Annotated in this window: 18 protein-coding genes; 13 read left to right on the forward strand and 5 right to left on the reverse strand. The window is 73.1% G+C overall.

Going from position 1 to position 21240, the window contains the following annotated elements; genetic code table 11:
* Positions 1 to 117 precede the first annotated feature (117 nt).
* Entirely contained in the window at positions 118 to 2652 is a 2535-nt protein-coding gene (locus AB0G63_RS19925) for an ATP-dependent Clp protease ATP-binding subunit (protein ID WP_360751746.1), read from the forward strand.
* A 175-nt stretch (positions 2653 to 2827) separates the two neighbouring features.
* Here AB0G63_RS19925 and ggt read toward each other — a convergent pair whose 3' ends face one another.
* Positions 2828 to 4627 (reverse strand): gamma-glutamyltransferase, encoded by a 1800-nt coding sequence (ggt, locus tag AB0G63_RS19930; RefSeq protein ID WP_360751748.1) that lies wholly within the window; start codon positions 4625 to 4627, stop codon positions 2828 to 2830.
* A gap of 116 nt (positions 4628 to 4743) precedes the next feature.
* Here ggt and AB0G63_RS19935 point away from each other — a divergent pair, with 116 nt between their 5' ends.
* Positions 4744 to 5499, forward strand: coding sequence for a hypothetical protein (locus tag AB0G63_RS19935; RefSeq protein ID WP_360751750.1), 756 nt, complete (start codon positions 4744 to 4746; stop codon positions 5497 to 5499).
* A gap of 528 nt (positions 5500 to 6027) precedes the next feature.
* Here the strand turns inward: AB0G63_RS19935 and AB0G63_RS19940 are convergent.
* Positions 6028 to 6435 carry a DUF6278 family protein gene (locus AB0G63_RS19940; RefSeq protein WP_360751753.1) on the reverse strand — a complete coding sequence of 136 codons (408 nt, stop codon included), beginning with the start codon at positions 6433 to 6435 and terminating at the stop codon, positions 6028 to 6030.
* A 165-nt stretch (positions 6436 to 6600) separates the two neighbouring features.
* Here AB0G63_RS19940 and AB0G63_RS19945 point away from each other — a divergent pair, with 165 nt between their 5' ends.
* The 9 genes from AB0G63_RS19945 (at position 6601) to AB0G63_RS19985 (ending at position 16680) form a co-directional block, all read left to right on the forward strand.
* On the forward strand, positions 6601 to 7941 hold the full coding sequence (locus AB0G63_RS19945) for a radical SAM protein (RefSeq protein ID WP_360751755.1): 1341 nt from the start codon (positions 6601 to 6603) through the stop codon (positions 7939 to 7941).
* A gap of 117 nt (positions 7942 to 8058) precedes the next feature.
* The gene (locus AB0G63_RS19950) at positions 8059 to 8217 is read left to right on the forward strand and encodes a hypothetical protein (protein ID WP_360751758.1); all 159 of its coding nucleotides are present in this window, start codon (positions 8059 to 8061) and stop codon (positions 8215 to 8217) included.
* A 267-nt stretch (positions 8218 to 8484) separates the two neighbouring features.
* On the forward strand, positions 8485 to 9957 hold the full coding sequence (locus AB0G63_RS19955) for a radical SAM protein (protein ID WP_360751761.1): 1473 nt from the start codon (positions 8485 to 8487) through the stop codon (positions 9955 to 9957).
* A 4-nt stretch (positions 9958 to 9961) separates the two neighbouring features.
* Complete coding sequence (locus AB0G63_RS19960) at positions 9962 to 10747, forward strand: hypothetical protein (protein WP_360751764.1); 786 nt, start codon at positions 9962 to 9964, stop codon at positions 10745 to 10747.
* A gap of 237 nt (positions 10748 to 10984) precedes the next feature.
* Entirely contained in the window at positions 10985 to 11782 is a 798-nt protein-coding gene (locus AB0G63_RS19965; RefSeq protein WP_360751766.1) for a class I SAM-dependent methyltransferase, read from the forward strand.
* A 1-nt stretch (position 11783) separates the two neighbouring features.
* A complete protein-coding gene (locus AB0G63_RS19970) occupies positions 11784 to 12680 on the forward strand; it encodes an SAM-dependent methyltransferase (RefSeq protein WP_360751769.1) in 897 nt (298 codons plus the stop codon).
* Positions 12681 to 12737: 57 nt separating this feature from the next.
* Positions 12738 to 14057 carry an MFS transporter gene (locus tag AB0G63_RS19975; RefSeq protein WP_360751771.1) on the forward strand — a complete coding sequence of 440 codons (1320 nt, stop codon included), beginning with the start codon at positions 12738 to 12740 and terminating at the stop codon, positions 14055 to 14057.
* Positions 14041 to 15711, forward strand: coding sequence for an FAD-dependent monooxygenase (locus AB0G63_RS19980; protein WP_360751772.1), 1671 nt, complete (start codon positions 14041 to 14043; stop codon positions 15709 to 15711). The genes AB0G63_RS19975 and AB0G63_RS19980 overlap by 17 nt, the downstream gene beginning before the upstream one ends.
* A gap of 396 nt (positions 15712 to 16107) precedes the next feature.
* Positions 16108 to 16680, forward strand: coding sequence for a TetR family transcriptional regulator (locus AB0G63_RS19985; protein ID WP_360751775.1), 573 nt, complete (start codon positions 16108 to 16110; stop codon positions 16678 to 16680).
* Here AB0G63_RS19985 and AB0G63_RS19990 read toward each other — a convergent pair.
* From AB0G63_RS19990 to AB0G63_RS20000, 3 genes are read right to left on the reverse strand one after another with little or no spacing between them, the layout of a single operon-like run.
* Complete coding sequence (locus AB0G63_RS19990; RefSeq protein ID WP_360751778.1) at positions 16657 to 16842, reverse strand: acyl-CoA carboxylase subunit epsilon; 186 nt, start codon at positions 16840 to 16842, stop codon at positions 16657 to 16659. The two genes, AB0G63_RS19985 and AB0G63_RS19990, sit on opposite strands and share 24 nt — an antisense overlap.
* Positions 16843 to 16854: 12 nt before the next feature.
* Complete coding sequence (locus AB0G63_RS19995) at positions 16855 to 18411, reverse strand: acyl-CoA carboxylase subunit beta (RefSeq protein ID WP_360751780.1); 1557 nt, start codon at positions 18409 to 18411, stop codon at positions 16855 to 16857.
* A complete protein-coding gene (locus AB0G63_RS20000; protein ID WP_360751781.1) occupies positions 18408 to 19460 on the reverse strand; it encodes a ketoacyl-ACP synthase III in 1053 nt (350 codons plus the stop codon). The genes AB0G63_RS19995 and AB0G63_RS20000 overlap by 4 nt, the downstream gene beginning before the upstream one ends.
* 165 nt (positions 19461 to 19625) lie before the next feature.
* Between AB0G63_RS20000 and AB0G63_RS20005 the strand changes: the two genes are divergently transcribed.
* Both AB0G63_RS20005 and AB0G63_RS20010 read left to right on the forward strand, forming a co-directional pair.
* Positions 19626 to 20234 (forward strand): hypothetical protein, encoded by a 609-nt coding sequence (locus AB0G63_RS20005; protein WP_360751784.1) that lies wholly within the window; start codon positions 19626 to 19628, stop codon positions 20232 to 20234.
* Positions 20235 to 20416: 182 nt separating this feature from the next.
* Positions 20417 to 21142, forward strand: coding sequence for a TetR family transcriptional regulator (locus tag AB0G63_RS20010; RefSeq protein ID WP_360751787.1), 726 nt, complete (start codon positions 20417 to 20419; stop codon positions 21140 to 21142).
* Positions 21143 to 21240: the final 98 nt, after the last annotated feature.

Here is a 21240-nt window from a genome sequence, read left to right on the forward strand (position 1 = left end):
CTCCGGCGCGGGCGCTGGACGTGCCCGCCGGACCAGAACGTGCCATCGTGGCATGAGCGCCCTTTGTCCGGGTTACCCGCCCGACTCCGGCACGTCGTCAGCGAAGGACCCAACACGATGACCAGCGGCTACCTCGGCCCGGAGGGCGACCCCTTCGGTGAATTCCTGGCCCGCTTCTTCGGCGGCCCCCGCCAGAGTCCCCGGCAGATCGACATCGGCCGGCTGCTCAGCCAGCCCGCGCGGGACCTCGTCCGCGGCGCCGCACAGTACGCGGCCGAGCACGGCAGCCGGGACCTCGACACCCAGCACCTGCTGCGGGCCGCGCTGGCCGCCGAACCGACCCGGAGCCTGCTCAGCCGCGCCGGCGCGGACCCCGACTCACTGGCGACGGAGATCGACAAACGCTCCGGGCCGGTCCAGCACCCGGCGGGCGAGACACCGCCGCCGACCTCGCTGTCCCTGACCCCGGCCGTGAAGCGGGCCCTGCTGGACGCGCACGAGCTGGCCCGGGCCGCCGGCGCCGGCTACATCGGCCCGGAGCACGTGCTCAGCGCGCTCGCCGCGAACCCCGACTCCGCCGCCGGGCACATCCTCAACTCGGCCCGCTACGCACCGTCCGGCCCGCCCGAGGCCCCCGAGACCCCGCAGGGCCGCGCCGAACGGCCCCGGACCACGGGCACGCCCACCCTGGACAAGTACGCCCGTGACCTGACCGACCTGGCCCGGCAGGGCCGCATCGACCCGGTGATCGGGCGGGACGACGAGATCGAGCAGACCATCGAGGTGCTCTCCCGCCGCGGCAAGAACAACCCGGTGCTGATCGGCGAGGCGGGCGTCGGCAAGACCGCCGTGGTGGAGGGGCTCGCGCAGCGCATCGCCGACGGCGACGTGCCCGACGTGCTGGCCGGGCGCCGGGTGGTCGCCCTGGACCTGACCGCCGTCGTCGCCGGCACCCGCTACCGGGGCGACTTCGAGGAGCGCCTGAACAACATCGTCGGCGAGATCCGCGCCAACTCCGACCGGCTGATCGTCTTCATCGACGAACTGCACACCGTCGTCGGCGCCGGCGCGGGCGGCGAGGGCGGCACCATGGACGCGGGCAACATCCTCAAGCCGGCCCTGGCCCGCGGCGAGCTGCACGTCGTCGGGGCCACCACGCTGGTCGAGTACCGCCGGGTGGAGAAGGACGCGGCGCTGGCCCGCCGGTTCCAGCCGATCCTGGTGCCCGAGCCGTCCGTGCCCGACGCCATCGAGATCCTGCGCGGGCTGCGCGACCGCTACGAGGCCCACCACCAGGTCCGGTACACCGACGAGGCGCTGGTGGCGGCGGTGGAGCTGTCCGACCGCTACCTGACCGACCGCCGGCTGCCCGACAAGGCGATCGACCTGATCGACCAGGCCGGCGCCCGGGTGCGGCTGCGTGCCAAGACGAAGGGCACCGACGTCCGCACCATGGAGCGCGAGGTCGAGCAGCTCACCCTCGACAAGGACCAGGCGGTCGCCGACGAGCAGTACGAGCAGGCCACTCAACTGCGCGACCGCATCGTGGAGTTGAAGCAGCGGATCACGGCCGCCGGCGGCGACGGGCAGGCCGACGAGGGGCAGCACCTGGAGGTCACCGCCGAGGCCGTCGCCGAGGTGGTGTCCCGGCAGACGGGCATCCCGGTCAGCAGCCTCACCCAGGAGGAGAAGGAACGCCTGCTCGGCCTGGAGGTGCACCTGCACGAGCGGGTCGTCGGGCAGGACGAGGCGGTGCGCGTCGTCTCCGAGGCGGTGCTGCGCTCCCGCGCCGGGCTCGCCAGCCCCGACCGGCCGATCGGCAGTTTCCTCTTCCTCGGCCCGACCGGCGTCGGCAAGACCGAGCTGGCCCGGGCGCTCGCCGAGGCGCTGTTCGGCAGCGAGGAGCGCATGGTCCGCCTGGACATGAGCGAGTACCAGGAGCGGCACACCGTCAGCCGGCTGGTCGGCGCCCCGCCCGGGTACGTCGGCCACGAGGAGGCCGGCCAGCTCACCGAGGTGGTGCGCCGGCACCCGTACTCGCTGCTGCTGCTCGACGAGGTGGAGAAGGCGCACCCCGACGTCTTCAACATCCTTCTCCAGGTCCTGGACGACGGGCGGCTGACCGACTCGCAGGGCCGCACGGTGGACTTCACCAACACCGTCATCGTGATGACCAGCAACCTGGGCTCGGAGGCGATCACGCGGCGGGGCGCGGGCATCGGCTTCGGGGCGGGCGGCGCCGACGCCGACGAGGAGGCGCGGCGCGAGCAGGTGCTGCGGCCGCTGCGGGAGCACTTCCGGCCGGAGTTCCTCAACCGCATCGACGAGATCGTCGTCTTCCGCCAGCTGACCGGCGACCAACTGCGCCGGATCACCGACCTGTTGCTGGAGAGGACCCGCCGGCTGCTGCACGCGCAGGGCGTGACGGTGGAGTTCACCGACGCGGCCGTCGACTGGCTGGCCGAGCGCGGGTACCAGCCGGAGTACGGCGCCCGCCCGCTGCGCCGCACCATCCAGCGCGAGGTGGACAACGAGCTCTCCAAGCTGCTCCTCGACGGCCGGGTCGTCGAGGGCGGCCGGGTCACGGTGGGCGTCGAGGACGGGCGGCTCGTCTTCTCCACGGAAGACCTGCCGCCCGCCCCCGAACTGTGAGCACCGCGCCCTACGACGCCGGGCGCACCACCACCGCCGGGCCGACGACGGGCGAGCGCACGACCACCGCCGGACCTACGACGCGCGGGCACACCACCACCGCCGGACCTACGACGCCGGGTGCGCACCACCCTCGCCGGACCTACGACGCGCGGGCGCACCACCCTCGCCGGACCTAGGACGCCGGGCGCACCACCATCGCCGAGCCGCCGCCGCGCCGGACCTTCTCGGCGGCTGCCAGCCACCTGCCGTCGGGCAGGCGCTGCACACCGGTGGCCGCGCCGATCTCCGCGTTCAGCTTGAAGGAGTGGCCGATGGCCTCCAGTTGCGTCCTGAGCGGGCTGTCGTACAGGCCCGGTTCGAGTTCGGTCTGCGCCGCGTTGCGCTGGCTGGCGCGCGGCGCGGCGATGGCGTCGACCAGCGGCAGGTGCTGGTCGAGGAACCCGGTGAGCGTCTGCAGCACCGTGGTGATGATGGTGGACCCGCCGGGCGAACCCACCGCCACCACGGGCCTGTCGTGCCGGTCGAGCACGATCGTGGGCGACATCGACGAGCGCGGCCGCTTGCCCGGCCCGGGCAGGTTCGGGTCGTGCACGGCCGGGCTGGCCGGGGCGAAGGAGAAGTCCGTCAGCTCGTTGTTGAGCAGGAAGCCGCGGCCGGGCACCGTGATGCCGCTGCCGCCGGTCTGCTCGATGGTGAGGGTGTAGGAGACGACGTCGCCCCACTTGTCGGCGACCGTCAGGTGCGTGGTGTTCTCGCCCTCGTACGTCGTGGGGGCCGCCGTGCCGCCGGACGCGCAGGCGGCCGGGTCGCGCGGGTCGCCGGGTGCCAGCGGGCTGGTGAGGACGGCGTCGTCCTCGATGAGGCAGGCGCGCGAGTCGGCGTACTTCTGCGACAGCAGTTCCTTCGTCGGGACGTCCTCGAAGGCGGGGTCGCCGACCCAGCGCCCGCGGTCGGCGAACGCGATGCGGCTCGCCTCGATGTAGCGGTGCAGGTAGCGGACCTCGCTCGCCTTCGACAGGTCGGTGCCCTCGAGGATGTTGAGGGCCTCGCCCACCGTGGTGCCGCCGGAGGAGGAGGGCGCCATGGAGAACACCCCGAGACCGCGGTAGGAGGTCTTCGTCGGGGCCTGGAGCTTGGCGCGGTACGCGGCGAGGTCCTTGTCGGACAGCTGGCCCGGGCGGGCGTTCCAGCCCGAAGCGGGGTCCACCGGCGGGTGGTTGACGGTGTCGACGATGTCGTCGCCGAGGTCGCCGTGGTAGAGCGCGCCGGCGCCCTTCCTGCCGAGTTCCTCGTAGGTGCGGGCGAGGTCGGGGTTCTTGAAGGTGGACCCGACGACCGGGAGCCGTCCGCCCGGCAGGAACAGCTCGGCGGTGTCCGGGAAGTAGCGGAACCGGGTCTCGTTGGCGGCGGTCTGCGAGCGGAACGTGTCGTCGACGGTGAAGCCGTCGCGGGCGATCCGCTCGGCCGGCTTGAGCACCGTGCCCAGCTTTCTGCTGCCCCACTTCTGCAGCGCCGTCTGCCAGGTGGCCGGCGTGCCCGGTGTGCCGACGCTCAGACCGCTGCTGACGGCGTCGGCGAAGGCGAGCGGCTTGCCGTTCTCCAGGAAGAGGCCGGAGTCGGCCGTCAGGGGCGCCGTCTCCCGGCCGTCGATGGTGTGCACGGTGCGGGACTTGGCGTCGTAGTAGACGAAGTAGCCGCCGCCCCCGATGCCGGAGGAGTACGGCTCGGTGACGCCGAGGGCGGCGGCGGTGGCGACGGCCGCGTCGACGGCGTTGCCGCCCTTCCTGAGCACCTCGATGCCGGCCGCCGAGGCGTCCGCGTCGACGCTCGCGACCGCGCCGCCGTAGCCGACGGCGACCGGGACCTTCTCGGGGGCCGTCGTCCCGGCGGCGGGCGGGGCCGCCGCCCCCACCGACACCACGGCGGCCGATACCGCGAGGACCGGCAGTTTCCGTAAGACAGGCCGACGCATGCGCACCTCCAGTCAGGAACCGTCCGCGCAGCCTATTGCATCGCCAGGGCCCCGTCAGGAGCGCGTGACACCGTGCTCGAACACGGGTTTGCGTGGGCCCGCTACCATGCGCGCCCATGAATGACGACGTGCGCAACATCGTGCTGGGCGTGGTCGCGGCCGGCATCAGCGCGGCCCTCGGCTGGCTGGCCCGCACCTATCTGTGGAAGCGCAAGCTCCGTCGCAAGCAGGCCTTCTTCGGGCTGCCCGACAACTCCGAGACGCTGCTGGTGGTCAACCGGGAGCCGGGCGGCGCCGAACTGTCCGTCAAGCGCCACGACGTCTTCGCGCTGCTGGAACTCTCGGCGCTCATCAAGGACTGCAACGCGCACGCGCAGATCGTCGCGCACGACGCCGCCCAGCAGGGCTTCGGCGAGCGCACCGAGTTCTGCGTCGGCGGCCCCGCGTCCAACCGCCGGATGGCGGCCCATCTCGACTCCCTGCTGCCCGGCATCCGCGTCAACGTGGACGCCGAACCGGGCCCGGACCGGGCCGCGTTCCTGATCGGCAGCGAACGCTACCGGCTGGAGGGCGGCCGCAGCGAGTACGTGATCCTCGCCCGGCTGACCGCCGGTGACCGCCGCGAGACACGGCCGGTGTTCCTGTTCTGCGGGCAACGCGCGATCGACAACCAGGCCGCCACGCGCTATCTCGCCCGCAACCACGAGCGGTTGTCCCGCAAGTACGGCAACAACTCCTTCGTCCTGCTGCTGCGGGTCGTCAACTCGCAGGCGTACGGCCCGGACGTGGTGGAGCTGGTCGCCGACGTGACGCGGGCCGCGCAGACGCCGCTGCCCGCGTCGGCTCCGGCACCGACGCCGGACCGCACCTAGCACCGGGCCACTTGATCCGGCAGCACGGGGCAGAGGAGAGGACAGGAGGGCGGGGGCAGGGGGCGGGTGGGGGCGTCAGGGAGCCGGAGTTCGGGTGGCGGCGCGGCGGAGGTCGGGCGGAGGTTCGGCCCCTGCGGCCGCGCTGGGACGACGCGTCGGGCCGGTCACGGGTGCGTGCGCCCGGTGGACGTCGGGCCGGTCAGGGTGCGTGCGCCCGGCGGGCGTCGAGCACAACCCGTCCGGCGCGCGGCTGACCTTCTCCTCGCCGGCGGACGACCCGTCGTACGTGTCGATCCCACCGCGCGAGCAGTGATCTCCGGCCGGCGCCGGCCGGGTATGGCTCTGCGACTGCCGCCCCCCGCGGTCGCGAGGACCGTGGGCCCCACCCGGCAGCGGTGCCCCTGAAGGCGGTTCGGGCTTCACCGTGGGGTGAGCGGAACATCGTAGTCGAGGTTCGCGCGCCCGGTGCCCTCCGGCCGGTGTTCGACGATCTTGGAGAGCCGCCGTCCAGGGTGAGGGCGCGGCGGCTCACGCCTCGGCGACCTCGGCGTACAGCTGGGACAGCTCGGGAACGCCGCCGGCCGCCCACTCCCGGCCCGAGTCGACCACGTCGAACTCGCGGCCGGAGGCGAGCCGGACGACGGGCTGGCCGTCGGGCCGGATCTCCCACCCGGCGCCGGGCACCGTCCGCACGATGACGGTGCCCAGGTACAGGCCCGCGTCGTTGCCCAGCCAGGCGAGCGCCTCCTCGTCGTCGCGCCAGCGCGGCAGCACCTGGTCGAGTTCCTCCAGCGAGCCGGCGGAGTCGTCGAGCCGCACCCCCTCCCGGGCCGCCTGGGAGCGCAGCAGTTCGCACTCGGCCAGGAGGTCGGCGAGCCCCTCCGCGTCACGGGGCTGTGAAGGCTCACGCCGGTGTCCCAGAAAACGGATGTTCATTTCTTCAGCCTCGCATCGACTCCGGCCGCCGCACCACAGGCGCGCGGAACACCGCCCGGCCACACCGCCCGCTCACCACCCCTTGCCAAGGTTATTCATCCCTCGTAGAGTTCAACACATCATGAGTTCAACGTCCGTTGACTTAGGCAGGGAGAGGCGGGACTCGTGCAGAAGATTCCGTTCCAGACGAACGAAGGCGGGCTCGTCGCGCTGCTGCCGAACGGTCACGTCGAGTTCCTGGCCGCCTCGGCGCGAGAGCTGATCCTGCGGCACAACTCCGGGCTGCCGGTGGCGTCCGAGGAGCTGATGGCGCACGCGCTGTCCGACCCGCTGGTGACGCTCGACCGCTTCCACCTGCCGGCCCCGGCCATCGCGTTCGTGGAGACCACCAACCTGTGCAACCTGCGCTGCAAGCACTGCTACGCGGACTCCGCGCTCAAGCGGCCCGACGAGATGCCCACCGAGAAGATCAAGGCGCTGCTCGACGACTTCGCCGACAGCGGCGTGCTGCAGGTGTTCCTGACGGGCGGTGAGATCTTCTCGCACCGGGACGCGGTCGAGATCATCCGGCATGCGCGCAGCAAGCCGTTCAGCACGCAGATCTTCACCAACGGGCTGCTGATCACCGAGGAACGGCTCGCCGCCATCCCCGCGGGACAGTCCTTCTTCATCAGCTTCGACACCGCCGACCCCGAGCGCACGGTCCGCGGCCGGATGGACTTCCCCAAGCTGGAGCGCGCCTTCGAGATGATGCGCGCCCACGGGCACGTGTTCCGTACCGCGATCTCCGTCCACCGCGGCAACATCCAGGACGCCGAGGAGATCTTCGAGTGGTGCGCCGAGCGCGGGTACCCCCGGCCGCAGTGGCTGGAGACCCATCCGGTGGGCCGCGCCCTGCTCCACCCGGACATGCTGCTGCGTCCCGAGGACGTGGACGAGGTCTTCGACGTCTACCGGCGCTGCATGGAGCGCTACTCCAGCGGCCCCGACGACATGGCCGCCGAGGCGGCGGAGGCCGCCGGGGCCACCGGGGTCACCGAGGCCTCCGCCGGGCAGCCGGCGCGGCGCGCCGCGGACGAGATCCGCGGGGTGGACACCATCCAGTTCTGCCAGCGGCTGGAACGGGCCGTCGGCCAGGAGAAGTGCGGACGCTCCGTCGTCTACGTGAACAGCCGCGGCGACGTCTACCCGTGCAGCAACTGCATGTCCGGGCAACTGCACCGGGCCGGGAACGTCACCGAGCGGCCGTTCGCCGAGATCTGGGAGACCGGCTTCGACGAGTTCCGCGACATCCGCTTCGCGGACCACACGGTGTGCGGGACGTGCCCGGTGGCCCGCGAGGACATCTGGTGCCAGTTCCGCTGCCCCCCGCTGGCCCGCAACCTCTCCGGTGATCCGCGCGGCTGCGGGGCCACCGAGTACCTCCAGGAGTTCATGCTGCGCGCCGGCCGCTACTGGCGTGAGCGCAAGCAGCGCGACGTACGCCTGACGCTCACCCCGCGGTAGCGCAGGCCCGCCCGGCGATCCGCCGGGCCCCACCGCCCCCGCTCCCGACGACGTGAGCGGGCCCCCGTCCGCGGGCGGCGCACCCAGCCGCCGCCCCACCAGTGAAGGGAACACGACATGCCGGAAGAGAAGAAGATCATCCGCATCCACCTGGAGCCGGGGCAGGACGGCGTGACCCTGAGCGCCGTCGGCGCCGCGTCGGCCACCGCCCCCGCCGAGACCCTGGTGGAGGCCACCAACATCACCGAGGCCACGGTCATCGAGGTCGAGATCTGATCCACCCGGGTGACGACCGGAGCGGAGCACCACCTCCTGGGCCCGTAGAGGGACGGGCCGGGGAGCGCGCCCGACGAGCGCCCTGCGAGCACACAGGGGCGGGCGCCGCACGGTCTTCCCGGCCCGTAGAGGGATGGGCCGGGGAGCGCGCCCGACGAGCACCCCGACAAGGACACACCGGGGCGGGCGCCGCACGGCCTTCCCGGCCCGCAGAGGGACGGGCCGGGAACGGCCGAGTCCGACGAGGTGTGAGGAGACGAGGTCGCGATGAGCAAGACGGTTGCTTCAGCCGGCACCACCGCCGTGCGCCCCGGCACGGGTCTCGCGCGGCTGCTCCGGGAGAACCCCGCGCTGCGGATCGGCCAGGACGACTACAACATCAACGTGACGGCCAACTACGGCGAGCGGCTGACGCCCGCCGAGGTCGCCGACGCCCTGCGCGCCCACCCCGGCGCCGGGCGGCCCGCCCACCTGTACTTCCACGTGCCGCTGTGCGCGTACATCTGCCACTTCTGCAACTACGTCAAGCGCAAGGTCCCCAGCGGCCCCGAGGGGGACAGGGCGCCGCAGGTGTGGACCGACATGCTGCTCGACGAGTCCCGCCGCCGGCTCGCCCACGCCCCCTGGCTGGCCGAGGCCGCGGTCGAGTCCGTCTACCTAGGGGGCGGCACCGCCTCACTGCTGGGCACCGAGCAGCTGCGGCGCCTGACCGGCCACATGCGGGCCTCCTACACGCTCACCGGGGACTGCGAGATCTCCCTCGAGGGAAACCCCGACAACTTCCAGCACGACGAACTGGCCGAGGCCTGCGAGATCGGCTTCAACCGGTTCAGCGTGGGCGTGCAGTCGCTGCAGAGCGAGGTCAACGCCTTCGCGGGCCGGGGCCACGACGCGGCCATGTCGCTCACGGCCATCGACAAACTCCGGGCCACCGGCAAGCCGTTCAACGTCGACATGATGTTCGGCCTGCCGCACCAGACCCCGGCGAAGGTGGCCGACGACATCCGCTGCCTGATCGACCGGGGCGTGCCGACCATCACCATCTACCGGCTGCGCAACGCGGACCGGGCGAAGATGGGCATCGGCAACCGGGCCCTGTGGAACGTCGAGAGCGTCCGGGACCGGCTGCGCGAGGACGACCTGTTCCCCGGCCTCGACGACACCTACGCGATGCGCGAGGCCATCGTGGAACTGCTGCTCGACGCCGGCTACCACCCGAGCCCGTGCGGCTGGTGGAACCGGCCCGGCGTCTACCCGGACGGCAACATCCCGCGGGTGTCGCGCAACAAGTGGCAGCGCCACGACTCCATGATCGCCTACGGCCCCGGCGCGTACGGCTGGCTCACCGGCGACGACGACACGGTGGTGCAGACCCACAACATCGCCGACATCAGCGGCTACGCCCGGCACCTGAAGCAGGGCCCCGGCCTGCCGCTGGCCTTCGGCCGCCGGCTGGCGGGCCTGGAGGCGGCCGGGCTGGTGCTCGGCTTCAACTTCAAGGCCGACCAGCCCATCGACGCGGGGCGGTTCCGCCGCCGGTTCGGCGTCGAACTGTTCCGGGACGAGCCGTTCGCCTCGGTGTTCGCCGAACTGCTGGAGCGCCGGCTCGTCGAGCCGGTGCCGGGGACGGCGGAGAGCGTGGTGCCGACGCTGGACGGCGAGGCCCTGCACGAGGAGATCATCAGCGTCTACTTCCACCAGCGCATCGGCAGCTTCGCCGACGCCGTGTGCCGGAGGTGATCCGGTGAGCGTCGATCAGGTCCAGGGGCTCCAGCAGGACCAGCGGCCCCATGGGGTCCACCAGGTCCACCGGGTCCACCGGGTCCACCGGCACCTGCGGTGGCGCAGGGACGGCGGCGGGGCGGCGTACCGCACCAGGCGGTCGTTCCCCGCCACGCCGGCGAGCCGCACCGTGCTGCTCGCCGGCCCCGGAGCCGTCTCGGCCCTCGACGGCGAGGGCCGGGACGACCTGCTGCTCGGGCGGCTGACGGCCCGTCTGGTCGCGTCCGGCGCGCAGGTGCTGGAGTGCGACATGCCCGCCCGGGACGCCGGCACGCCCGCCGGGGAGCCGGACGTGCGCGCGCGGGCCGACCGGCTGCGGCAACTGCTGGACGGTCACCGCCACCTGCTGACCGGACCGCTCGTCCTGATCGGGTTCTCGCTCGGCGGGCAGGCCCTGCTGCGGCTGCTGGAGTCGGGCGCGCCGGCGCGCGCGGACCGGCTGGTCCTGGTGGGCACCGTGGTCGACGACGACGTCTTCCTGACCTCCCGCGTCCCCGCCGTCGAACTCGTCTACGGCGGCCACGACCTGCTCGGCTTCGTCGACAGCTTCGACACCTCACTGCCGCCGGTCGTCTTCGAGCCCACCGTCTACGCCGACTGGTCCGCACGCCACCTCATCGGCTCCCCCACGCCCGCGGTCCGGGTCCATGTGCTCGAAGGGCTCGGCCACACCCTCCACCCGTGCGGTTCCGGCCCCGCACGGGACCCGCTCGCGGAGCTCGGCTCGCTGGTGGTGCCTGCCTGGTGACGGGGCTCGGGGGCGGCCCTCGGGGGCGGGCGCGCCGGGGGCGGGTACACCGGGGACGGGTGCACCGGGGGCGGGTACAGCGGGAGGCGGGCGCTCGGGGACGGGTTCTCGGTGAGGATCCGTCGGCTCCATCAGCACGGTCGGTTCCATCAGCGCCGTCAGCTCCAACAGCTCGGCTCCATCAGCACCGTTCAGTACCTCCCGGTCATTCCGGTCCGCCGAAGGAAAGAGGACGACATGCCCGCCACCGAGACGCTCTCCAGCCGGCGTTTCGACAAGATCGCCGGTAACTTCGCCACCAGCGAGGTGCACCGGTCGAGCCCGACGATGGAGGCCCTACACGAGACACTCGGCTCGCAGACCGGCAGCGCGATCTGCGACGTCGCCTGCGGCGCAGGCCACCTGGCGCTGTCCTTCGCCGGCGAGCACCCGGCCCGGCTCGTCGGCGTGGACCCCGCGCCGTCGATGCTGGAGTCCTTCCGCGCACTGGCGGCGGAACGGTCGGTCACCGTCGAGACCGCGCAGGCCGCCGCCGAGGAACTGCCCTTCCCCGACGCCTCGTTCGACCTGGTGGTCTCCCGGCTCGCCCCGCACCACTTCCTGGACATCCGGAAGGCGGTCGCCGAGATGACCCGGCTGCTGCGCCCCGGCGGACGGCTGGCCGTGATCGACCTGGAGGGCAACGAGGACCCGGAGATCGACACGCTCAACCACGAGCTGGAGGTCCTGCACGACCCGACCCACATGCGCAGCTACACCCTCACCGAGTGGATCGGCTTCCTGCAGGACGCCGGGCTGAACGTCCCGGTCGCCCGTGGTGAGCAGGCCGAGAGCCGGACCGGTGTGCCGGTCAAGCGGTGGTGCGAGATCGCCTCCTCGGGGGCCGAGGCCGAGCACGCGATCCGCCGTCGGCTGGCCGCGGCGCCCGAGGCGCACCGCGCCGCGCTCGGCATCCGGCAGGACGGCGACGAGTTCCTCATCCCGGTGCGCACCTGCATGCTGATCGGCGTCAAGCCGCTGGGCGGGGTGCGCTGAGATGCCGGTGATCAGGCTGCACTCTCCGGCGCCGAGTCCGGGCGCCGCGGTATTGGAGCAACTGGCCGCCTCCGTGACGGAGTTGCTGGGTCTGCCGGCCGGGCACTGCTGGGTGTGGTGGCAGCAGCTCGCGCCGGGGACGTATCACCGTCCGGAGTGGCGCGAGGGTGAACGCGGTCCGGCCCCGGCCGGGTTCGTCGTCTGCAAGGAGAGCTACGGCACCGACCAGGTGAGCGCACTGCTGCGGCTGCTGCGGACGCGCCTGGGCGAACTGCTGGACGTGCGGCCGGAGGAGATCTACCTGGCCGTGCAGCGGGTCGCCGCGGGCGAGTTGCTGGTGCGTGGCGAGGTGTGGGCGGCGGAGGCCCCCGCGGCAGCGGACGCCGCGACGGCGGTCCCCGCGGCAGCGGTCCCCGCGGGGATCGGCGAGCTGGTGCCCGTCGCCCATGTCCACAGTGAGCGGCGCGAACTCACCGACGACCACTGGGGAGACGTACCCGCGGTGATCCGGCTGGACGGGCGCCGGTTCACCCCCGAGGCGCTGCTCTCCCTCGACTCCTTCTCCCACCTCGAGGTCGTCTTCCACTTCCACCGGGTCCCGCCGGAGAAGGTGCAGACGTCCGCCCGGCACCCGCGCAACAACCCCGAGTGGCCGCTCGCCGGGATCTTCGCCCAGCGCGGCAAGAACCGGCCCAACCGCATCGGTGTCTCGCGCTGCCGGCTGGTGAAGGTGGACGGGCTCGACGTGCACGTCGTGGGGCTCGACGCGGTGGACGGTACTCCGGTGCTCGACATCAAGCCCTACCTGCGGCAGTTCGGGCCGCGCGAGGAGGTCGTACAGCCGGAGTGGGTGGACGACCTGATGCGTGACTACTACGCCCCGTCCGACTTCGGCTGACGCCGGGCGTTCGGCTGCTGCGTTCTCTTCGACCGACTGCTCTGACCGGGAGCCGACATGAACAGTGACGCCGCACGGGAGCGGCTGCCGCGCACGGTGCTCGCCCTGCTCGCCGCCGTGTTCGTCGACGCCCTCGGCAGCGGGCTGTACATGTCGGTGTCCGTCGTCTTCCTCACCCGCTACCTCGACCTGGGCGACGGCCAGGTGGGCGTCGGGCTGTCCGTCGCGGGCGCGCTGTCGTTCGCGCTGCTGGTGCCCACCGGGATCCTGGCGGACCGGGCCGGCGCGCGCCGGATGCTGATCGCCGCGCACCTGGTGCGGGCGGCGCTGCTGACCGTGTACCCGTTCGCCTCCGGCTTCGTGCCGTTCCTGTGCGTGGTGTCCCTGCTCGCGGTGGCCGACCGGGCCGCCTCGCCGCTGGTGCAGGGGCTGTTCGGGGCGGCCGTGGACGGCGGGCAGCGGGTGCGGGCGATGGGGCGGGCGCGCTCGCTGCAGAACCTGGGGCTGGCGCTGGGCGGTCTGGTGGCGGGGGCGGCGCTCGTCTCCGACAGCGACGAGGTGTACCTCGCGGTGGTGTACGCCAACTCGGCGTCGTTCGTGATCGCCGCGGTGCTGGTCGGCCGGCTGCGCACCGGGGCGCCGGGCGGGGCGCCGGGCGGGGCGCCGGGCGGGGCGCCGGGCGGGGCGCCGGGCGGGAGTCGGCCGCTGCCCTGGCGGCAGCGGCTCGGAGTGTTCCGGGACCGTCGCTTCGCCGCGCTGACCGTGCTCAACTCCGTGGTGAGCCTGCACGTGACCGTGCTGACGGCGGGCGTGCCGCTGTGGGTGCTCGCCCACGACCGCCTGCCCCACGCCGTGATCGCCTGGGCGGTCGTGCTGAACACCGTCGTCGTGGTGCTCTTCCAGGTGCGGGCGACCCGCACCACGCAGACCGCCGAGGACGGCGGCCGCGCCCTCCGGCTGAGCGGTGTGCTGCTCGCCGTGAGCTGCTGCGCGCTGGCCGTCACCGGCTCGCTGCCGACGGCTGCCGCCGTCGCGCTGCTGCTCGTCGCGGTGGCCTTCCAGGCGTTCGCGGAGATGCACCAGCAGGCGGGGGCCTGGGCGATCTCCTACGAGCTCGCCCCCGAGGACCGGCGCCAGGTCTACCTCGCCTTCTTCGGCCTGGGCAACGCCGCCCGCAACACCTACGGGCCGCTGGTCGTCACCTTCCTCGTGGTGCGGCCCGGCGCCCCGGGCTGGCTGCTGCTCGGCGCCCTCGTGCTGGGCGCCGGTGCGTGGGCGGCCCGGTTCAGCGGTCCCACCGCCGAACCCGGCGTCCGGCCCGTCCAGGCCGAACCGCTGACCGACGTCCAAGGAGGAACCCGTGGGCAACGCCCCTGAACAGTCCGTCATCGTCGCCGGAGCCGGACCCACCGGACTCGCGCTGGCCTGTGAACTGGCCGCCGCCGGAGTGTCCTGCGCCGTGCTCGAACGCCGCCTGACCACGTCCGGGCAGTCCCGCGCCATGGGCCTGTACAGCAGGACCATGGAGGTGCTCGACCTGCGCGGACACGCCGACGCGCTGTCGGCCGTCGGACGGCCGGTGGGCCGCATGGTGCCCGCGCGCGGCGCGGTCGTCGACTTCACCGAGCTCGACACGCGCTTCCCCGCGCTGCACGTCGTGCCGCAGAGCCGTACCGAGGAGGTGCTGCAGCAGCGGGCCCTCGACCTCGGGGTGATCATCCAGCGCGGGGCCGAGGTGTACGGCCTGGAGCAGGACGGCTCCGGCGTCTCGGTGCAGGTGCGGGGCGAGAGCGGGGAGTGGGAGGAGAGCGCCGACTACGTCGTCGGCTGCGACGGCGCGCACAGCGTCGTGCGCGAACTGTCGGGCATCGCGTTCCGCGGCCGTACCTACGACATCTCGCCGGTCCTCGCCGACGTGCGGCTGCGCCGGCAGCCGCCGGACGACGTGCTGATGGTGTCCGGCGGCGGCGGAGTGGTGGTGACCGTGCCGTACGGCGACGGGCTGTACCGGATCGCGGTGGCGCGCCGGGACCGGCCGTGGACGCGGGAGCCGGTGACGGTGGAGGAACTGGCCGAGCTGATGACACGGTCGCTGGGTTTTGACCCGGAGCCGTACGATCCCGTCTGGCTCGCCCGGTTCAAGATCCACCAGCGGATCGCGGACCAGTACCGGTCCGGGCGGGTGCTGCTTGCCGGGGACGCGGCGCACCTGCACTCGCCGCTGGGCGGGCAGGGGCTGAACCTGGGCATCCAGGACGCGGTGAACCTGGGCTGGAAGCTGGCCGCGGCGGTGCAGGGGTGGGCGCCGGCGGGGCTGCTCGATTCCTACGAGGCCGAACGGCGGCCACAGGCCGAGCGCATCCTGCGGGCCACCGACCGGGCGACCTGGATGGCCACCAGTCCGTCGGCGGCGGTGACCACCCTGCGCCGGGTGATGCTGGGGCGGCTCCTCGGGCAGCGCCGGTTCCGCCGGTTCGCCGGGGAGGCGGTATCGGGGCTGCGGTCGGGGTACGGCGGGCGTGCCGGGCTCGGGCGTGCCGGGCTGGGGCGCGATGGGCTCGGGCTTGGCGGGCTCGGGCGTGGCGGGCGTGGTCTGCGGGTGCGTTCGGGGCAGCGGGTGCCGGATCTGACGGTGCCGCGGCCGGAGGCGGCTCCGGTACGGCTGTACGAGCTGATGCGCGACGGCCGCTTTCTGCTGCTCGACCTCACCGCGGACGGGCGTGCCGCCTCGCTCGCCGAGGCGTGGGGGTCGCGGGTCTGTCCGGTCCGGGTCGCCGGGCCGGTGGCCGGACTCGGTGGCGTGGCCGCGCTGTTGGTCCGGCCCGACGGCTATGCGGCCTGGGTGGACGGCGAGTCGGACCCGGACGGCTGCGAGGAGCGGGTGCGGCGGGCGCTGCATCAGTGGTGCGGGGCGGAGGGGCCTGTCGTGTCTTCGGATTTCGGTGTTCTTCCGGCGGGCGGCGCTGTGGGCGGGGGCGTTCGGGAGGCGGAGCCTTCGGACGCCGAGGTCGCGGGGGCCGAGCAGGTGTGACGCGCTTCGCTTCCGCGGGGTGCGGGTGCCTGCGGCGGCGCGGGTGCGGGGTGCCTGCGGCGGCCTGTCGCGGTTCGGTGGGGGTGCGCGGTGCCTGCGGCGCCTGTGCGGGTCTCGGGGGTACGCGTTGCGCTCGCGGTGCGTCGTGGGTCGGGGCCGGGCCGGGGTGTCCGTCCTCGGAACGGCGCGGAATCCGGGGTTCGAGAGGTGCCGGCGTTGACGCGCCAACCGCTGCGGGCGAACACCCCGGCCCGTCCCCTTCCCGCCATGGGCGGCCGACGGCCCGTCCGGGCCGAGAAGAGCGGGCGGCCGACGGCACGTTCCGGCCCGATGGGAGGGCGGAGGGCCGGCTGTGCGCCTTGGGTTTGCGGGGGCGGTGCGGAAAGGAGAGGGCTCATGACTCGGTCGCGGCGTACGCGTGAGGGGATACTGCGGGCCGCTCGGGTGCGGTTCGCCGCTGACGGGTATCAGCGGGCCACGATCAGGGCCATCGCGGCCGACGCCTCGATCGACCCCTCGATGGTGATGCGGTACTTCGGGAGCAAGGAGCGGCTGTTCGACGCGGCGCTCGATCTGGATCTGGGGCTGCCCGACCTCACGGGGACCGACCCGGAGCAGTTGCCGCAGTGTCTGATCGCCCACTTCCTGGCGCCGTGGGAGGAGGACTCCGCCGAGGGGTCCCTGCGGCTGTTGCTGCGGTGCGCGGCGACCAACGAGCGGGCCGCCGAGCGGCTGCGGCAGATGCTGCACGAGCAGTTCACCAGTTGTCTGAGCGGTGTGCTCGGGCATGAACGCGCCGCCGCCGGCAGCGGGCTGCTGGCCGCCCAGCTGCTCGGCGTGGCGTTCACGCGGTACGTGCTGCGGCTGAGGCCGATCGCCGAGCTCTCGGTGCCGGCCCTGGCCGAGCTGGTCGCGCCGTCGATGCGGCTCGCGCTGGACACACCGTCAGTCGCGCCAGCTCACCGGTGAGCGGTAGACCGCGGCCCTCTCCCAGAGCGGTACGACCTGTACCGTCTCGTGTTCGTCATGGTGCGCCGCGGCGGCGCGGGAGAGCAGGACGGCGGTGAGGGCGGCGAGTTCCTCGGCGCCGAGCTCGCCGCCCCGGACCACGCGGACGAGTGGTGTGGTCATCTGAGGCTCCTTCTACTGGGGCGGGTTGCCGTGCTTGCGGGGGGCCAGCTCGGCGTGCTTGGTGCGCAGCATGCGCAGGGCCTCGACCAGGACGCGGCGGGTGTCGGCCGGGTCCACGACGTCGTCGAGCAGGCCGCGCTCGGCCGCGTGGTAGGGGTGCATCAGCTCGGCCTGGTACTCCTTGACCAGTTGGCGGCGCATGGCGTCGGGGTCGTCGGCGTTCTTGATCCGGCGGCGGAAGATGACGTTGGCGGCGCCCTCGGCGCCCATGACCGCGATCTCGTTGGTGGGCCAGGCGTAGGTGAGGTCGGCGCCGATGGAGCGGGAGTCCATGACGATGTAGGCGCCGCCGTAGGCCTTGCGCAGGATCAGCGAGACGCGGGGGACGGTGGCGTTGCAGTAGGCGTAGAGGAGTTTGGCGCCGCGCCGGATGATGCCGTTGTGCTCCTGGTCGACGCCGGGCAGGAAGCCGGGGACGTCGACCAGGGTGACCAGGGGGATGCTGAAGGCGTCGCACAGCTGGACGAAGCGGGCCGCTTTTTCGCTGGCGTCGATGTCGAGCACGCCGGCCTGGACCAGGGGCTGGTTGGCGACGATGCCCACCACCTGGCCGCCGAGCCGGGCGAGCGCGCAGATCACGTTGGCCGCCCACCGCTCGTGGACCTCGAGGACCTCGCCGTCGTCGACGATCTCCTCGATGACGCGCCGCATGTCGTAGGGGCGGTTGCCGTCGGCGGGGACGAGGTCGAGCAGGGCGTCCGTGGGGCGGTCCGCCGGGTCCGACGGCGGGGTGGCGGGGGGTGTCTCGCGGTTGTTCTGCGGGAGGAGGGACAGAAGGTAGCGGACCTCCTCGATGCAGGTCTCCTCGTCGTCGTAGGCGAAGTGCGCGACGCCGGACACCTCGGCGTGCACGTCGGCGCCGCCGAGGCCGCCGATGGACACCCGCTCGCCGGTGACGGCCTGGACGACGTCGGGTCCGGTGATGAACATCTGCGAGGTCTCGCGGACCATGAACACGAAGTCGGTGAGGGCGGGGCTGTAGGCCGCGCCGCCCGCGCACGGGCCGAGCATCACCGAGATCTGCGGGATGACGCCGGATGCCTTGGTGTTGCGCTGGAAGATGCCGCCGTAGCCGGCGAGCGCGGTGACGCCCTCCTGGATGCGGGCGCCCGCGCCGTCGTTGAGGGAGACCAGCGGGGCGCCGGCGGCCAGGGCGCGGTCCATGATGCGGTGGATCTTCTGGGCGTGCGCCTCGCCGAGGGCGCCGCCGAAGATGCGGAAGTCGTGGGCGTAGACGAAGACGGTACGGCCGTGCACGGTGCCCCAGCCGGTGATCACGCCGTCGGTGTGGGGGCGCCGGTCCTCCAGGCCGAAGCCGGTGGCGCGGTGGCGTCGCAGGGGCTCCGCCTCGGTGAACGAGCCCTCGTCCAGGAGCAGGGCGACGCGTTCGCGGGCGGTCAGCTTGCCCTTGGCGTGCTGCGCCGCGGTCGCCTTCTCGTCCCCCTGCTCGACCTCTTCCTTCAGCGCCCGCAGCGCGGCCGCCCGGCCGTGTACGCCGTGTGCGGTCATGACGCCACCGTCGTGAGGAGTTCGGGCATCGTCCGGCCGGTCCCGGCCGCGTCGCCCATCGTCCACTCCAGCAGGGCCGTGCCGACGCTCATGCCGCCGCCGAACGCGGCGAGGACGACGAGTTCGCCGGGGGCGACGGCGCCGGTGCGGTCCATCTCGGCCAGGGTGACGGGCACGGAGGCGGCGCCGGTGTTCGCGTAGCGCTCCAGGGTGAGGTGCAGGGCGGCGCGGTGCAGGCCGAGGTCGGGCCACAGCTCGGCGAGCATGATGCCGTTGGCCTGGTGGGGCACGAAGTGCTGGACGGCGTCCGGGGACACGGCGGCGCCGCGCAGCAGACGCTCGATCTCCTGCGGCAGGGTGCGCTGGACGAAGGAGCGCACCGCCCGTCCGTCCATGCGGAAGAAGTGGCCGCCTTCGGTGACCGTGCGGGGGGAGGCGGGGCGGCGGCTGCCGCCGGCCTCCACCCCGATCAGCCGGTGCGCGTCGCCGCGGGTGGCCAGGGAGACGTGGCGCAGTCCCCGGCCGGCCGGGACGGGCCCGAGGACGACCGCGCCGGCGCCGTCGCCGAAGAGGGCGGCGGTGCGGCGGTCGTTGTAGTCGAGGATGCGGGAGTAGAGGTCGGCGCCGATCACCAGTCCGTGCCGCTGCTCGCCGGGGCCGGCGGCGGCCAGCAGTTTCTCCACGGTCTTGAGGGCGTAGACGAAGCCGCTGCACACCGCGTTGACGTCGAAGGCGGCGGCCCGGTGGGCGCCGATGCGGTCCTGGACGAGGGCCGCGGTGGCGGGCTGGGGGTGGTCGGGGGTGGAGGTGGCGACGACGACGTACGCGAGCCGGTCGGCCGTCAGACCGGCGCGGTCCAGGGCCTCCCGGGCGGCCGCCGCGGCCAGGTCCGAGGTGGCCTCGTGGGGAGCGGCCCGGCGCCGCTCACGGATGCCGGTCTTGCGGACGATCCACTCGTCGGTCACGCCGGCGTCGTGCGCGATCTCCTCGTTGCTGATGACCGTCTCGGGCAGGTACGAGCCCACTCCGGTGATGCCGATGGACTGCACGATTCCTCCTCGGGCAACGGCGAGCCTCAATAACTCACCATTCGTTGAAATCATCGCAGAGGTGCTTGACTAATTCAACACGGAGAGAGTTCACTTGCTCATGAATTAGTGGTCGGCGCACCAGGGCGCCGTCCGGACGGCCACACCCGACGGGGGCTGCGGAACATGACCACCATCAGCGAAGTGAGCACGGAGGACGCCCGGATCGAGGCGACCCAGTCCCTGATCTCCGCGGGCCGCGCGGTCTTCACCGAACTCGGCTACCGCCGGACCGACTTCACGGACCTCGCCGCGGCGGCCGGCCTGGATCCCGGGTACGCCCGCGAACTGCTGCCGGACAAGGCCGCGGTGTTCGGCGCGCTCGTCGAGCGGACGGTCAGGGTCGCCGGACTGCTGGGCCCCGCGCTGGCCGAGGGCGTGGACGAGGACCTCCCCGCCCGGATCGCGCGCACCTACCTGGCCCTGTGGGAGCCCGGCGAGGAGGAGGAGTCCCCGCTGGTGCAGGTGTACCGGATCGGACTCGCCGACAAAGAGGCCTCGGCGGTCCTGCGCGCACGCGTCGCGGAGATCCTCAACTCGGCGGTGGACCAGGGCCTGGGCGGCGACGACCCGGAGCTGCGCACCGCGCTCTTCGGCGCGCAGCTCGGCGGAACGGCGATAGCCCGGCACCTGCTCGGGGTCAGGACACTGGCGTCCGTGGAGGTCGGCGCGGTGATAGAGACGATCACCCCTGGGCTGCGGGCTACGCTACTGGGCACCGCGTCCGCCGGATGAGTCCGGCGACGCCGCGGCGAGAGCCGCTCGGCCGGCAGGCGTCCGTGGCGTGAACGGCTCGGCCCACGCCGTCTGCTTTCGGCTGCCGTCCATGGATGGCCTCCACGGCCGCCGCCTGCTAGAGTGTATTCACTATGCAGTGAATTATCGGTCGGCAAGCCTCGTTGAAGTGCAGTGATCCCATGACATCCAAGGGCACGGACAGTTCCGCCACCCCCGCACGCAAGTCCACCCCAGCCTCCCGGACGGCCGCTTCCGCCGCGAAGCGGACCCGCCCGCAGCGGGCCCGCAGCGGGCGCCGCCCCGGCGACAGCGGCACCCGCGAGCAGATCCTGGAGTCGGCGCTCCACCTCTTCGCGGACCGCGGCTACGCCAGGACCACGATCCGCGCGATCGCCGAGGACGCCCAGGTCGACCCCGCGCTGGTGCACCACTTCTTCGACAACAAGGAGGGTGTGTTCAACGCCGCGATCAACTCGCCCTTCAGCGTGTCCTCGACCTTCGACACCATGGCGGAGGCGGAGTCGGGCACGTCGGAAGCCGCTTGGATCGCGCGCACGTACCTGGCCTTCTGGGAGAACGAGCGCACCCGCTACGCGATGACCGCCATCTACCGGGCCGGCCTCGCCGACAGCGCGACCTCGGACGTCCTCCGGGTCCGTGTCGAGGAGAGCGCCAAGGCCTGGGCGAACCGCAGCGGTTACCAGGACCACCCCGGTTCCGAGGTCCGGCTGGCGCTGGCCGCCAGCCACCTGGTCGGCCTGGCCATCATGCGCTACATCATCGGGCTGCACCCGCTGGCGGAGATGTCCTACGACGAGTTCATCTCCTGGGTCGTCCCGTCCCTGGAACTGCGCCTGTCCGCCGAGTTGCAGCCCCTCGAACTCGACGCGCGGCCGCAGGACTGACCCGGCGGCAGAAGGAGCGGGCGGCGGGGGCGCCGGAAGGTCGTCCGGTACCCACGTACCCGGCGCCGGCACGGCCTGTGCCGCGCGGCCCGGCGCCG

Origin of the sequence: Streptomyces sp. NPDC020996 (assembly GCF_040641355.1) — a bacterium.
GTDB lineage: Bacteria > Actinomycetota > Actinomycetes > Streptomycetales > Streptomycetaceae > Streptomyces.

Coding starts and splice junctions, on each gene's coding strand:
- AB0G63_RS19975 (WP_360751771.1), top strand. CDS start 12,738: ATGAACAGTGACGCCGCACGGGAGCGGCTGCCGCGCACGGTGCTCGCC.
- AB0G63_RS19965 (WP_360751766.1), top strand. CDS start 10,985: ATGCCCGCCACCGAGACGCTCTCCAGCCGGCGTTTCGACAAGATCGCC.
- ggt (WP_360751748.1), bottom strand. CDS start 4,627: ATGCGTCGGCCTGTCTTACGGAAACTGCCGGTCCTCGCGGTATCGGCC.
- AB0G63_RS19935 (WP_360751750.1), top strand. CDS start 4,744: ATGAATGACGACGTGCGCAACATCGTGCTGGGCGTGGTCGCGGCCGGC.
- AB0G63_RS19940 (WP_360751753.1), bottom strand. CDS start 6,435: ATGAACATCCGTTTTCTGGGACACCGGCGTGAGCCTTCACAGCCCCGT.
- AB0G63_RS19955 (WP_360751761.1), top strand. CDS start 8,485: ATGAGCAAGACGGTTGCTTCAGCCGGCACCACCGCCGTGCGCCCCGGC.
- AB0G63_RS19950 (WP_360751758.1), top strand. CDS start 8,059: ATGCCGGAAGAGAAGAAGATCATCCGCATCCACCTGGAGCCGGGGCAG.
- AB0G63_RS19995 (WP_360751780.1), bottom strand. CDS start 18,411: ATGACCGCACACGGCGTACACGGCCGGGCGGCCGCGCTGCGGGCGCTG.
- AB0G63_RS20010 (WP_360751787.1), top strand. CDS start 20,417: ATGACATCCAAGGGCACGGACAGTTCCGCCACCCCCGCACGCAAGTCC.
- AB0G63_RS19990 (WP_360751778.1), bottom strand. CDS start 16,842: ATGACCACACCACTCGTCCGCGTGGTCCGGGGCGGCGAGCTCGGCGCC.
- AB0G63_RS19970 (WP_360751769.1), top strand. CDS start 11,784: ATGCCGGTGATCAGGCTGCACTCTCCGGCGCCGAGTCCGGGCGCCGCG.
- AB0G63_RS20005 (WP_360751784.1), top strand. CDS start 19,626: ATGACCACCATCAGCGAAGTGAGCACGGAGGACGCCCGGATCGAGGCG.
- AB0G63_RS19985 (WP_360751775.1), top strand. CDS start 16,108: ATGACTCGGTCGCGGCGTACGCGTGAGGGGATACTGCGGGCCGCTCGG.
- AB0G63_RS19925 (WP_360751746.1), top strand. CDS start 118: ATGACCAGCGGCTACCTCGGCCCGGAGGGCGACCCCTTCGGTGAATTC.